Annotated in this window: 13 protein-coding genes; 12 read left to right on the top strand and 1 reads right to left on the bottom strand. The window is 65.9% G+C overall.

Features of this window, described 5'->3' with window-relative positions:
* Positions 1-9: 9 nt before the first annotated feature.
* The 5 genes from VSX79_RS15170 (at position 10) to argJ (ending at position 6,426) form a co-directional block, all read left to right on the top strand.
* A complete protein-coding gene (locus tag VSX79_RS15170; protein ID WP_326913763.1) occupies positions 10-1,485 on the top strand; it encodes a PQQ-dependent sugar dehydrogenase in 1,476 nt (491 codons plus the stop codon).
* A gap of 52 nt (positions 1,486-1,537) precedes the next feature.
* Entirely contained in the window at positions 1,538-2,149 is a 612-nt protein-coding gene (locus tag VSX79_RS15175) for a flavodoxin family protein (protein ID WP_179493976.1), read from the top strand.
* Between the two features lie 57 nt (positions 2,150-2,206).
* Positions 2,207-3,517 carry a M20/M25/M40 family metallo-hydrolase gene (locus VSX79_RS15180; protein WP_407697228.1) on the top strand — a complete coding sequence of 437 codons (1,311 nt, stop codon included), beginning with the start codon at positions 2,207-2,209 and terminating at the stop codon, positions 3,515-3,517.
* A gap of 95 nt (positions 3,518-3,612) precedes the next feature.
* Positions 3,613-5,046: an aldehyde dehydrogenase family protein gene (locus VSX79_RS15185; protein ID WP_326913764.1), complete on the top strand. Its 1,434-nt coding sequence runs from the start codon at positions 3,613-3,615 to the stop codon at positions 5,044-5,046.
* 153 nt (positions 5,047-5,199) lie between these two features.
* Positions 5,200-6,426 carry a bifunctional glutamate N-acetyltransferase/amino-acid acetyltransferase ArgJ gene (gene argJ / locus VSX79_RS15190; RefSeq protein ID WP_326913765.1) on the top strand — a complete coding sequence of 409 codons (1,227 nt, stop codon included), beginning with the start codon at positions 5,200-5,202 and terminating at the stop codon, positions 6,424-6,426.
* Positions 6,427-6,438: 12 nt separating this feature from the next.
* On the opposite strand, the gene VSX79_RS15195 is transcribed toward argJ, so the two are convergent.
* Positions 6,439-7,602, bottom strand: a complete 1,164-nt coding sequence (locus VSX79_RS15195) for a Gfo/Idh/MocA family protein (RefSeq protein ID WP_326913766.1) — start codon at positions 7,600-7,602, stop codon at positions 6,439-6,441.
* A gap of 95 nt (positions 7,603-7,697) precedes the next feature.
* Here VSX79_RS15195 and VSX79_RS15200 point away from each other — a divergent pair, with 95 nt between their 5' ends.
* The 7 genes from VSX79_RS15200 to VSX79_RS15230 are packed head-to-tail and all read left to right on the top strand — an operon-like array spanning position 7,698 to position 13,658.
* Positions 7,698-8,090, top strand: a complete 393-nt coding sequence (locus VSX79_RS15200) for a c-type cytochrome (RefSeq protein ID WP_326913767.1) — start codon at positions 7,698-7,700, stop codon at positions 8,088-8,090.
* A 27-nt stretch (positions 8,091-8,117) separates the two neighbouring features.
* Positions 8,118-9,161, top strand: coding sequence for a sugar phosphate isomerase/epimerase family protein (locus tag VSX79_RS15205; RefSeq protein ID WP_326913768.1), 1,044 nt, complete (start codon positions 8,118-8,120; stop codon positions 9,159-9,161).
* Positions 9,162-9,204: 43 nt separating this feature from the next.
* Positions 9,205-10,503, top strand: a complete 1,299-nt coding sequence (locus VSX79_RS15210) for an MFS transporter (RefSeq protein ID WP_179493964.1) — start codon at positions 9,205-9,207, stop codon at positions 10,501-10,503.
* The gene (locus VSX79_RS15215) at positions 10,500-11,426 is read left to right on the top strand and encodes a hydroxypyruvate isomerase family protein (RefSeq protein ID WP_326913769.1); all 927 of its coding nucleotides are present in this window, start codon (positions 10,500-10,502) and stop codon (positions 11,424-11,426) included. Before VSX79_RS15210 ends, VSX79_RS15215 begins: the two co-directional genes overlap by 4 nt.
* Before the next feature lie 11 nt (positions 11,427-11,437).
* The gene (locus VSX79_RS15220) at positions 11,438-12,265 is read left to right on the top strand and encodes a 3-keto-disaccharide hydrolase (protein ID WP_326913770.1); all 828 of its coding nucleotides are present in this window, start codon (positions 11,438-11,440) and stop codon (positions 12,263-12,265) included.
* On the top strand, positions 12,262-12,822 hold the full coding sequence (locus VSX79_RS15225; protein ID WP_326913771.1) for a gluconate 2-dehydrogenase subunit 3 family protein: 561 nt from the start codon (positions 12,262-12,264) through the stop codon (positions 12,820-12,822). The genes VSX79_RS15220 and VSX79_RS15225 overlap by 4 nt, the downstream gene beginning before the upstream one ends.
* Positions 12,819-13,658: a sugar phosphate isomerase/epimerase family protein gene (locus VSX79_RS15230; protein ID WP_326913772.1), complete on the top strand. Its 840-nt coding sequence runs from the start codon at positions 12,819-12,821 to the stop codon at positions 13,656-13,658. The genes VSX79_RS15225 and VSX79_RS15230 overlap by 4 nt, the downstream gene beginning before the upstream one ends.
* Position 13,659 lies beyond the last annotated feature (1 nt).

Below are 13,659 nucleotides of genomic sequence, written 5' to 3' on the forward strand. Positions count from 1 at the left end.
TTCTGGATCATGCGGATATGCGTCTTTTTCCTTGCCCCGCTGCTCCTGACCGGCTGCGGTGGCGGAGGGAGCGATGGCGGAACGCCTCCCGGGCCGAATGCCCCGCCGGAATTCACGTCACTCCAGACCGCGAGCATCGCCGAAAACAGCATTGCCGCCTATCAGGCAGCGGCCACCGATCCCGACGGCGACGCGCTGACCTTCGCTATCGACGGCGGCGCCGACGCGGCGCGCTTTTCGATCACCGCCGCCGGTGCGCTGCGCTTCGACCCCGCCCCCGACTATGACCTTCCGGGCGATGCCGACGGCGACAATGTCTATTCGGTGCGGATCGGCGTCAGCGACGGCCGAGCGAGTATCACCCAGACGGTCAATGTCTCGGTGACCAATTCGAAGGAGGGCATATCGGTCCAGCGCGTCGGCACCGGCTTTGATCAGCCGACCTTCCTCCTCGGCATCCCGGGCAGCAGCGACGTCTATGTGCTGGAAAAGGCCGGGGCCGTCTATCGCCTGACCCCCTCGACCGGAGCGAAGACGCTGCTCTTCACGATCGGCAATCTGTCGACCGATGGCGAGCGCGGCCTGCTCGGCATGGCGCTATTGCCCGATCCCGCGAATTCCGATCGCTTCATGATCTATTGCACCAATGCGGCCGGCGACATCGAGATTCGCGAATATGGTTTTGGCGCCACGCCGCGGCTGCTGGCCACGCTTTCGATTCCGCATCCCGGGGCGAACAACCATAATGGCGGCGCGATGGCCTTTGGCCCCGACGGCTTTCTCTACGTCGGAGTAGGCGACGGCGGCGGCGCAGGCGATCCCGGCAACAACGCCCAGAACCCCAATTCGCGGCTCGGCAAGATATTGCGGATCAGGGTGGTCGCCGACCCCTATGCCGGCACTTCGCCGACCTTTTTCACGCCTGCCCCGGGCAATCCCTATCTGGCGGGCGGCGGCGATCCTTATGTCTTCGCGCTCGGCCTGCGCAATCCGTTCCGTTTTTCCTTCTCCGGATCGACACTGATCATCGGTGACGTCGGACAGGGTGCGGTCGAAGAAATCGATATGGTGACGACCAGCCAACCCGGGCTCAATTTCGGCTGGCGTTTCAAGGAAGGATCCCAGCCCTATACCGGTACCATCCCCGGCGGCCTGACCGATCCGGTCGCCGAATATGGTCACGGCGACGGCCCGCGGCAGGGCAACTCGGTTACCGGCGGTTATGTCTATCGCGGCCCGGTAGCCTCGCTGCAGGGTCAATATGTCTTCGCCGACTTCGTCTCGGACAATATCTGGACGGTACCCTTCTCCGGCCTCGTCCCCGGGCAGACGCTCGCGTCGTCGCGTTTCGCGCGGCGGAACGAGGATTTCGCGCCTGATGCGGGGACGCTGAACTCGATTGCCTCCTTTGGCGAGGACAGCGCGGGCAATCTGTTCCTCGTCAGCCTCGGCGGCGATATTTTCATGGTGCGGCAAGGAACCTGAGCGCGCCGCCGCGGCTTCCTTTGCGGGGGACGTAACCCGCGAAGGAGCCATCATGGCCGCCCCCCTTACCGCCACCGCCATCAATTGCTCGCTCTCGTCCGGCGGGCGCAAAAGCTCGACCGACGCGATGATCGCGGTGCTCGCCGAACATTTCGAAGCGCAAGGCGTGACGGTCGCCGACCCGATCCGGATCGCCGCGCACCGCGTCAGATGGGGCGTAAGGTCGAACGAGGGTCCGGACGACGACTGGCCGCAGATCCGCGAGCGCATCCTCGCCGCCGACATATTGATCTTTGGCACGCCGATCTGGATGGGCCAGCCGTCGAGCGTAGCCAAGCTGGTCATGGAGCGAATGGACGCCTTCCTGTCCGAAACCGACGACAAGGCGCGGATGCCAAGTTACTCCAAGGTCGCGGTTGCCGCGATCGTCGGCAACGAGGATGGCGCGCACCATGTCTCGTCGCAGATATTCCAGGCGCTGAACGATGTCGGCTGGACGATCCCTGCGGTCGCGGCCTGCTATTGGGTCGGCGAGGCGATGGGATCAACCGATTTCAAGGACCTCGAACACCGGCCGCGCAAAGTCACCGAAACCGCGAAGATGGTCGCCGCCAACGCCGCGCATCTCGCGCGATTGCTGAAGCAGTCGCCCTATCCCGGCTGACGAGGTTGCGGCGGGTGGTCGGAGGCGGCAGAAGGGAGGCATCAGGAGGAGTCTTCCATGAAATCAATGCCGCTTGCCGCGCTCGTCGCCCTTCAACTCGCGCTCGCGCCCGCCGCACATGCGAAGCTCAGTCAAACCGAAAGCGGTATGGCAAAAACGGTCGAGGCCGAAGGCGATCGCAGCCTCGCGCTGCTCGAAAAACTGGTCAACCAGAACAGCGGCTCGCTCAACCTCGAGGGGGTCGAGAAGGTCGGGGCGATGATGCGCGCCGAACTCGAACCGCTGGGTTTCAAGGTCGAATGGAAACCGATGCGCGATACCGGCCGCGCCGGCCACCTGATCGCGACGCATGTCGGCAAGCCCGATACCAAGCGCCTGCTGCTGATCGCGCACCTCGACACGGTGTTCGAACCCGACTCGCCCTTCCAGTGCTTCGAGCGCATGGGCGACAAGGCCAAGGGTCCGGGTGTCGGCGACGACAAGGGCGGAATGGTCGTCGTCGTCGCGGCGCTGCGCGCGATGCACAAGGCGGGCACGCTGAAGGACGCGAACATCGAATTTCACATGACGGGCGACGAGGAGGACACCGGCGATCCGCTCGATGCGGCGCGCGCCGATCTGATCGCGGCCGGCAAGCGCGTCGATGTCGCGCTCGGATTTGAAGGCCTCGTCCGCGATAACGGCGCGGACATGAGTTCGATCGCGCGCCGGTCGTCCGAAAGCTGGCAGGTCACCGCGACGGGCAAGACGGGGCACAGCTCCGGGATTTTCAGCGCCGATGCCGGCGACGGGGCGATCTATGAACTCGCGCGCGTCATCCACCGCTTTCGCACCGAGCTGCCCGAGCCCAACCTGACCTTCAACGTCGGGCTGGTCGCGGGGGGCGAGCAGGTGTCGCTCGACGAAGGCAAGATCCGCGCGAGCGCCAACGGCAAGACCAACATCATCGCCGCGACCGCGATCGCGCGCGGCGACCTGCGCACGCTTTCGGCCGAACAGGCGGCGCGCGTGAAGGCGAAGATGGCGGCGATCGTCGCCGATCATGCTCCGGGCGCCGGCGCGACCCTCGCCTTCGACCCCGGCGGCTATCCGGCGATGGCGCCGACCGACGGCAATCGCGCGCTGCTGACGCGACTCAACGCCGTCAACCGCGACCTCGGCCTCGCCGAAATGGCGGCGCTCGATCCGCTCAAGCGCGGCGCCGCCGACATCAGCTTCGTCGCGCCGCACGTCGACAGCCTCGCAGGACTCGGCGCCTATTCCACCGGCGACCACGGGCCCGAGGAGACGGTCGATATTCCCAGCATCGCGCGCCAGGCGACGCGCGCCGCCATATTGATGTCACGACTTTCCGCTGAAAAGCGCTGAGCTGTCGCAATTGGCAGTTGGCCTTTGCTTGATTCATCCGCCACAGTGATTAGGTAGCAATCCGAGACGGATTCACCGCCGATGGGAGACAGGACATGAGCACCGAAACGCACCTCAAGCAGAATTACATCGGCGGCCAATGGGTCGATTCGAAGGGCGGCAAGCTCCACGACGTGATCAACCCCGCGACCGAGGAAGCGGCTTCGACCGTCGTGCTCGGCACCGCCGCCGACGTCGACGACGCGGTCGCGGCGGCGAAGGAGGCGTTCAAGAGCTTCTCGCAGACGACGCGCGAAGAACGGCTCGACCTTTTGAACCGCATCGTCGAGGAATATAAGAAGCGCGCGCCCGACCTTGCCAAATCGATGGCGTCCGAAATGGGCGCCCCGGTCAGCTTCGCGGGCACCGCGCAGGTCGGCGCCGGCATCGGCGGCTTCCTGGGCACGATCGCGGCGCTCAAGGATTTCAGCTTCACCGAAAAATATGCGGCGGGCATGATCGCCTATGAACCGATCGGCGTCGTCGGCATGATCACACCGTGGAACTGGCCGCTCAACCAGATCGCGCTCAAGGTCGCTCCGGCGCTCGCCGCGGGCAACACGATGATCCTCAAACCTTCCGAAGAATGCCCTGGCAATGCGGTGATCTTCGCCGAAATCCTCGAAGCCGCGGGCGTACCGCCGGGCGTATTCAACCTCGTCCAGGGCGACGGCCCGACCGTCGGCAACGCGATCAGCGCGCACCCCGGCATCGAAATGGTCAGCTTCACCGGATCGACCCGCGCGGGTATCCTCGTCGCCAAGGCGGCGGCCGACACCGTCAAGCGCGTTCATCAGGAACTCGGCGGCAAGTCGCCGAACATAGTCCTGCCCGACGCCGATTTCGCGGCGGTGCTGCCGCCGACGGTGCAGGGCGTGCTCGTCAACACGGGCCAGAGCTGCATCGCGCCGACGCGGATTCTCGTCCAGAAAGAGCGCGAAGCCGAAGCGGTCGGCGTCATCAAGGCGATGTTCGACGGAACGCAGGTCGGCGACCCGCAGGCCGAAGGCGGCCACATCGGCCCCGTCGTCAACAAGGCGCAGTTCGACAAGATCCAGGGCCTGATCCAGTCGGCGATCGACGAGGGCGCGACGCTGGAGACCGGGGGCACCGGCCTGCCCTCGAACGTCAATCGTGGCTATTATATCAAGCCCACCGTCTTCTCGGGCGTCACGCGCGACATGCGCATCGCCAACGAGGAAATCTTCGGACCCGTGGCGACGATCATGGCCTATGGCGACCTCGACGAGGCGGTCGATATCGCGAACGACACCGAATATGGCCTGTCGGCGGTGATCTCGGGCGATCCCGCCAAGGCCGCCGATGTGGCGCCGAAGCTGCGCGCCGGCATGGTCGCGGTCAACGCATGGGGCCCCGGCCCGGGCGCGGCGTTCGGCGGCTACAAAGCGTCGGGCAACGGACGCGAGGGCGGCGTGTTCGGCCTCAAGGACTTCATGGAAGTGAAGTCGATCAGCGGCATTCCCGCGTAATACGTCCCCTCCCGCTTACGGGAGGAATTGGGGGAGAACCTTAGCGTCGCTATCCCTCCCCGCTGCCACTAGCGAGCAAGCTCGCAAGACTCACTGCCCCTCCCGCTTGCGGGAGGGGTTTTGCTTTGGCGCGATAGCGATTATGCGCCGCGCATGACCACCCGCTCACCCCTCGCCCCCGCTGCCTTCCCCGCCCTCCCCGACATCGCCGGAGTCACGCGCCGCGTCGCGCGCGCGCGGTACAAGGAATGGGACCGCTGCGACCTCACCTATGTCGAACTCGCGCCGGGCACCACGGTCGCGGGCGTGTTCACGCGCAATGTCTGCTGCTCGTCCGAAGTCGAACTCGGCCGCGAACAGGTAAAGGGCGGCAACGGCCGCGCGCTGATCGTCAACGCGGGCAACAGCAACGCCTTTACCGGCTATCGCGGACGCGAAGCGGTCGAGCAGATCATGGAACAGGTCGCCGGGCATCTCGGCTGCGACGCGCGTGAAGTCTTCGTCAGTTCGACCGGCGTCATCGGCGTCCCGCTGCCGAAGGACAAGTCGCGCGCGGGCGTCGAGGCCGCGCTGACTGCCGAGCCCTGCTCTTGGGAAGCCGCCGCCGAAACCATTTGCACTACCGACACCTTCGCGAAAGGCTCGGCGGCGAGCGCGATAATCGGCGACCGGACCATCCACGTCGCAGGCATCGTCAAGGGATCGGGGATGATCGCGCCCGACATGGCGACCATGCTCGGCTATATCTTCACCGACGCCGCGGTCGCGCCCGCGCTGCTGCAGGACATGCTGAGCGAGGCGACGGGGGGCAGCTTCAACAGCATCACCGTCGACAGCGACACCTCGACCAGCGACACTGTGCTGCTCTTCGCCACCGGACAGGCGGGCAATTCCACACTCACCACCCGCGATGACCCGGGCGCCGACGCGCTTTATGCGGCGATCCGCGACGTCGCGCTCGACCTCGCGCATCAGGTCGTGCGCGACGGCGAGGGCGCGTCGAAATTCATCGAGGTGCAGGTGACCGGCGCGGTCAGTGACGAGAGTGCGAAGCGCGTCGCGCTCGCCATCGCCAATTCACCGCTCGTGAAAACCGCGATCGCGGGCGAGGATGCCAACTGGGGCCGCGTCGTGATGGCGGTGGGCAAGGCGGGCGAACCCGCCGACCGCGACCGGCTCGCCATCCGCTTCGGCGATCATTGGGTCGCCAAGGACGGCCTGCCCGTCGACGGTTACGACGAAGCGCCCGTCGCGGCGCATCTGAAAGGTCAGGATATCCGTGTCGGCGCCGACCTTGGCCTCGGCGAAGGCCGCGCGACCGTCTGGACTTGCGACCTGACGCACGGCTATATCAGCATCAACGCCGACTACCGGAGCTGACGTCCTTCTCCGTCAGCCGGCGAGTGAAGTCCACTTCGCCTCACCCGACGCATTCTCGACCACCGCTTCGACGAAGGCCATCGTCCGCAGGCCGTCGGCGATTCCGGGAAACCAGTCGGCGGCGCCGCGCGGCGGCGGCGTCGCGGCGCCAGCGCGCAGGGTGCGGCCGAAGCTGCGATAGAGGTTGGCGAACGCCTCGATATAGCCCTCGGGGTGCCCCGCCGGGATGCGCAGCCGCGCCATTGCCGAGGGACCGAGACCCGGCCCGCCGGCGCGGATCACCTCGGTCGGCCGGTCGAGCCAGCGCAACGTCAGGCTGTTCGGTTCCATTTGCGACCATTCGAGGCCGCCTTCCTCGCCATGAATACGCAGCCGCAAGCCGTTTTCGTCGCCCGCGGCGATCTGGCTGGCCTTCAGCACCCCGCGCGCGCCGCCTTCAAAGCGCAACAGCGCCGCCACATCGTCGTCGAGGCGGCGACCCGGAACCTGCGTCGTCAGCTCGGCGCTCAAAGACTCGACCGCAAGACCCGAGACATGCTCGGCGAGTTGGAAAGCGTGCGTCCCGATGTCGCCGAGGCAGCCGCCGAGGCCCGCGCGCGCCGGATCGGTGCGCCATTCGGCCTGCTTGTTGCCATCCGCGTCGATCGGCCGGCTGAGCCAGCCTTGCGAATATTCGACCTGCACCAGCCGGATCGCACCGAAATCGCCGCGTGCGACGCGCGCCCGCGCCTCTTCGATCAGCGGATAGCCGCTATAGGTGAAGGCGAGGCCATAGAGCTTGCCGCTGCGCGCGACGGCCGCGCCGATCGCCTTCGCCTCCGCAAGATCCAGCGCCATCGGCTTTTCGGACAGGACGTGGAAACCCGCGTCGAGCGCGGCGATCGCCATCGGGGCGTGGAGATGGTTCGGCGTGACGATCGCCAGCGCTTCCATCCGCTCGCCCAAGGGAAACCTTGCTTCCGCGGCGAGCAATGTGTCGAAGGTCGCATAGGCGCGGCCCGGATCGAGTCCCAGCGTTTCGGCGCTCCGCCGGTTGCGGTCGGCGTCGGTGCTGAACGCACCGCATACCAATTCATATTCGCTATCGAGCGCGGCGGCCATACGGTGCACCGCACCGATGAAAGCACCCTCGCCGCCACCCACCATGCCATAGCGAATTTTCGACCGACCGTTCATCGCATTCCCTCTGCCAGAATTCGTAAAATTGTTTGCCTTATTCGCTTTCAAACGGTTACATCATCGCACCGGCTGTTTCCAGACGGGAGAGGATAATGAAATTTCTGTTCGCCCTGCCACTGGCGGGTGCAATATTGACTGCCGCAATGATCATGCCATCGCCCATAGCGTATGCCGGGCCGGCCCAAGGCGCGGGCGCGCAGGCTTTCGCCGCGTGCAAGGCCTGCCACACGCTCGAGGCGGGCGGCAAGAGCGTGATGGGCCCCAATCTGCATGGCCTGATGGGCCGGCAGGCCGGCTCGGTCGCCGGGTTCAACTATAGCCCGGCGCTCAAGGCCTCTAAGATTCGCTGGGATGAAAAGTCGCTCGACGAATATCTCGCCGCGCCGACCAAGAAGGTGCCCGGCACGCGCATGGTCGTCAAAGTGGCCGATCCGGCGCGCCGCGCGGCGTTGATCGCCTATCTCAAGACCGCAACCGCCAAGTGACCGGCACGTGACGCGAAAGGCTATCGCATGAAGGGTCCGGCTGTTTTCCTCGCGCAGTTCATGGGCGACGCCGCGCCGTTCGACAGCTTGCCCTCGGCGGCGCGCTGGATGGCGGACGCGGGCTATGTCGGCGTCCAGATCCCGACCTGGGACATTCGCTGCATCGATCTCGCCACGGCCGCCGAAAGCCAGGATTATTGCGACGAGCTGGCCGGGACCTGCCGCGAAGCGGGGGTCGAGATCACCGAGCTGTCGACGCATCTGCAGGGCCAGCTGGTCGCGGTGCATCCCGCCTATGACGCCCAATTCGACGCCTTCGCGCCCGATGCGGTAAAGGGCAAACCCACCGAGCGGCAGAAATGGGCGGTCGAGCAGCTTCGCCTTGCCGCCAAGGCAAGCCGGCGGCTGGGCCTCGATGCCCATGCGACCTTTTCGGGCGCGCTAGCCTGGCCCTATCTCTACCCCTGGCCCCAGCGTCCTGCCGGGCTGGTCGAGGAGGCGTTCGGCGAACTCGCGAAGCGTTGGCGGCCGATCCTCGACGCCTTCGACGATCAGGGCATCGACCTCGCCTATGAAATCCATCCCGGCGAGGATCTGCACGACGGCATCACCTTCGAACGCTTCCTCGCGGGCGTCGACAATCATCCGCGCGCCAACATCCTCTACGATCCCAGCCATTATGTGCTGCAGGCGCTCGATTATCTCCAGTTCATCGACATTTATCACGAGCGGATCCGCATGTTCCACGTCAAGGATGCGGAACTCAACCCGACCGGCCGCTCGGGCGTCTATGGCGGCTTTCAGGACTGGGTCGATCGCCCTGGCCGCTTCCGTTCGCTGGGCGACGGCCAGGTCGATTTCGGCGGCATTTTCTCCAAGCTGACGCAGTACGGCTACGCCGGCTGGGCGGTGCTCGAATGGGAATGCTGCCTGAAACATCCCGAAGACGGCGCGCGCGAAGGCGCGCCCTTCATCGCCGCGCACATGATCCGCAAGGCCGACAAGGCGTTCGACGATTTCGCGGGCGGCAGCGATCCGGCGCTCAACCGAACGATGCTGGGGCTCACCTGACGAAGCAAAAACAAAAATAAACGATAATAAAAGGGGACGCAGGATGACGACATTGCACAAGGGACGATTGTTCTGGCTGGGCGTGCTCGCGCTGTTCACCGCCGCGGCGAGCCTCGCGATCCGCGGCGCGATCGCCAGCGGGCTCAAGACCGAATGGATCGACCCGATCGCGCCGCTACAGGCCGGCGAACTGGTCGCCGCCGCGCTCGGCGCCGCCTTCCTCAGCTTTGCGATCACGCTGTTCGTCGCGAGCGCGCTGCTCGACCAGATCGGGATGAAGCGGTGTCTCGCCGGCGCCGGGCTATGCTTCATCCTCGGCCCTTTGATGATCGTCACCGCGGGCCATGTCGCGACCGGCATGACGATCTACTGGCTCGTATGGACGGGCATGCTGCTCAGCGGTATCGGCTGGGGGTTGACCGAGGCCGCGATCAATCCGTTGACCGCGCAGCTCTATCCCGACGATACGACCCACCGGCTCAACGTGCTGCATGCCTGGTTTCCCGGTGGTATCATCGTCGGCGGCCTCGCCGGCTTCTTCCTGTCGGCGGCGCTGCCGTGGCAGGGGATCATGGCGCTGGTGATGATCCCCGCCGCCGTGACCGTGATCATCGCCGCGACGACGACCTTCCCGCCGCCGCTGCGTGAGCAAAGCGGCGTCAGCTTCGGCGAGATGATGGGCGAGGTGTTTCGCCGCCCGAGCTTCTTTATCTGGTTCGGCGCAATGTTCCTGACCGCGGCATCCGAGCTGGCGCCGGGGCAGTGGATCGACGTCGCCCTGTCGAACCGCGTCGGCATGCGCGGCATCCTCCTGCTCGTCTATGTCAACGCGCTGATGTTCGTCTTCCGCCATTTCGCGGGGCGCCTCGCCAATAAAATCTCGAATCCGGGGCTGCTCTGGGTGTCGAGCCTGCTCGCGGCGATCGGCCTGTTCATGCTGAGCCAGGCGCAGTCACCGGTCGCGGCAATCCTCGCCTCGACCGTCTGGGGCCTCGGCGTCTGCGTGATGTGGCCGACGATGCTCGCCTCGGTCGCCGAACGCTATCCGCGCGGCGGTTCGTGGGCGATGGGGCTCGTCGGATCGGCGGGCGCGCTCGCCAGCTTCTTCGTGCTGCCGCAACTCGGCGCGATGTTCGACCGGGCGAAGGTCGAGTTCGCCGGAGGTCCCGAGGCCTTCGCGCGGTTGACCGGTGCCGCCAAGCTGGCGGTCGAGGACGCGGCGGCGTCGCTGTCCTTCCAGCGGCTCGCGATCCTTCCGCTCATCCTCCTCGCCGTGTTCGGCTTCATCTGGCTGCGCGAACGCGGCAAGTCGCGCGCGGCGCTCGCGGGCGAGGCGGCATGAACCTGTCGCGCCGGACCGTGCTCGCGGGCGCGGCCGTCGCGGCGGTCGGCGCCGCGACGGCCGGCGCCGCGACGGCCGCGAACGGCGCGACGTCATCCGGTGCGTCCCGATTTTCGCTGAAATACGCCCCGCACGAAGGCAGCTTCAAGAGCAGGGGCAACCGCCTCGAACAGATCGCTTTTGCTGCCGATCAGGGCTTCACCGCGTGGGAAGATAATGAAGCCGCCACGCGTTCCATCGCCGACCAGAGTGCGATGGCGCGCGCGCTCGATCAGCGTGGCATGACGATGGGCGTGTTCGTCGCCAGCATGCCGCGTTGGGGCGATTTCCGACCGCTATTGGGCGGCAACGACGATGGCGACCGCACACGCTTCCTCGCCGATATCCGGGCTTCGGTCGATGTCGCAAAGCGGCTGAATGCCCGGCATATGACGATCGTCACCGGCTTCATGGACCGCAAGCTGCCGGTCGACATCCAGACCGCGCGCGTGATCGACGTGCTGCGCCGCGCGGCCGAAATCTATGAACCGCATGGCCTTGTCATGGTGATGGAGCCGCTCAATACGCTGGTGAATCATCCCGGCGTCTTTATGTCGACGGTGCCGCAGGGCTATGCCGTCGCACGCGCCGTCGACAGCCCGGCGATCAAGATACTCGCGGACCTCTATCACGAGCAGATCCAGGCCGGGAATCTGATCAACACGCTCGACACCTGCTGGGACGAGATCGGCTATATCCAGTTTGGGGACAATCCGGGGCGCAACGAGCCCGGAAGCGGCGAGATCAATTATCGCAATATCGTCCGCTGGCTCCGCGCGAAGAATTTCGCGGGCGTGATCGGCATGGAACATGGCAATTCGGTCGAAGGTCGCGCGGGCGAAGAGCGGCTGATCGCCGCCTATCGCGCGATCGACGCGGCATGAGGGAGAAGCAAGTGAAGCGTTTCGCATGGGGCGCGGCCATCGCGGCCGCCGTGGCGGCGGGCAATCCCGCCACCGCGCAGGAGAAGCCGGGGTTCAAGGACACGCCGATGCTGCCCGGCGGGGAATGGCGCGTGCACGATTCCGACCGTCCGCATCCGACGGTGGTGACGCCGGGCGATGTTCCGGGCGCCCCGCCCTCGGACGCCATCATATTGTTCGACGGCCAATCGCTCGATGCGTGGCAGGCGCAGGCGACGCCGTGGATCGTCAGGAACGGCGCGGCGACGTCGGTGCCGCGCGCCGACGGCGGCGGCGAGAATGCGCTGGTCAGCAAGCAAAGCTTTGGCGACGTCCAGCTCCACCTCGAATTCGCCTCACCCAATCCGCCCGCCAAGACATCGCAGGATCGCGGCAACAGCGGCATCTGGTTCATGCAGCGCTACGAACTCCAGATCCTCGACGGATACCAGAACCCGACCTACGCCGACGGCACCGTCGGCGCGATCTATGCGTGGAAGCCGCCACTGGTGAACCCCTCGCGGCCGCCGGGTGAGTGGCAGAGCTATGACATCGTCTTCGAGCGCCCGCGCTTCGGGCCCGACGGCAAATTGCTGCGCCCGGCCTATGTCACCGCCTTCCTCAACGGCGTGCTCGTGCAGAACCGCCAGCCGTGGCTCGGCAGCACGGTCTGGCGCAAGGTTGCCGAATATGAGGCGCACGGCAACGCCGCGCCGATCCAGCTCCAGGACCATCATTCCCCGGTCTCTTTCCGCAACATCTGGGTGCGCCCGCTTCCCGAAGCCGCGGCGAGCTATGACTTCGAAGGCGAGGTGAAATGATCATCGATCGCAGAGACGCGCTCGCCGGCATGGCCGCGATGTTCGGCGCCAGCCTGTTCGCACCGATCGCGCGCGCGGCCGCCGTGCAGGTGACGCCGATCAGTAGCGGTCCGCCCTCGTCGCCCGTGTTCAGCGCACAGCAGCGCGCACTGATGACCGCGCTCAGCGAGCGGGTGATGCCGACCACCGACACGCCCGGCGCGATCGCGGCCGGCGTTCCCGAATTTATCGAAAAGCTGCTCGCCGACTGGGCCAGCCCCGACGAGCGCAAACCGATCCTCGCCGGGCTCGACGCGATCGAGGTGCAGAGCCGCACCGAATACAAGGTCGCGGCCGACAAGGCGATGCCGGCGCAGCAGGACGCGCTGCTTACGCTGGCGATGGAAGACAAGATCGCCGGCGGCGCCGACTTTTTCGACAAGTTCCGCCAGCTCGTGCTCACCGGCTATTTCACGTCGGAGGTCGGCATCACGCAGGAGCGTGAATATCTGCCCGTCCCCGGGCGCTACGACGGTGCCTATCCCTATTCCGAGATCAAGAAGGTGTTTTCGTCATGATGATCGGCAGGCGGCAATGGATGGCGGGCGGCGCGGCCTTGGCAACGACGTTCGCAGCGGGACCGCTGATGGCGAAGGGCCTCAAGGCAAAACCCATCGGCATCCAGCTCTATACGGTGCGCGAACTCTTCGCGAACGACCCGATGGGGACGCTCGAGAAAGTGGCGGCTATCGGTTATCGCGAGGTGGAATATGGCGGCGGCGGTTACGACAAGATGGACCATGCCGCGCTCCGCAAGACGATGGACCGGCTGGGGCTGACCTCGCCCTCGATCCATGTCGGGTATGAAACGCTCGCGAGCGATTTCGACGGCGCGGTCGCGATGACCAAGGCGTTGGGCGCCGACACGCTGATCGTCCCTTATATGGCCGACACGCACCGCAATGCAGAGGGCTGGAAGGCCGCCGTCGCCGATTTCAACCGCTATGCCGAGCGGCTCAAGAAGGTCGGACTGGGCTTCGCCTATCACAATCATGATTTCGAGTTCACCGTGAAGCCGGACGGCGTCAGCCTGTTCGACACGCTGATCGCCGATGCCGACCCGACGCTCGTCGGGCTCGAGCTCGACCTGTTCTGGGCCATCGCCGCGGGCGAGGATCCGAAGGCGATCATCCGGCGTCTGCCCGGCCGCATCTACGCCTATCACGTCAAGGATCGCACCATCGACGGCAAGATGACCAGCGTGGGCAAGGGCGTGATCGATTTCGCCGACATCTTCACGCTCAATGCCGTCGCCGGCGTCCGGCATTTCTATGTCGAGAATGATCAGTCGCCGGCGCCCTATCTGCCCGACATCCGGACCAGCTTCACCACGCTCAGCCGCCTCCGCGCATAAC

This window comes from Sphingopyxis chilensis (genome assembly GCF_035930445.1).
Lineage (GTDB): Bacteria > Pseudomonadota > Alphaproteobacteria > Sphingomonadales > Sphingomonadaceae > Sphingopyxis > Sphingopyxis chilensis.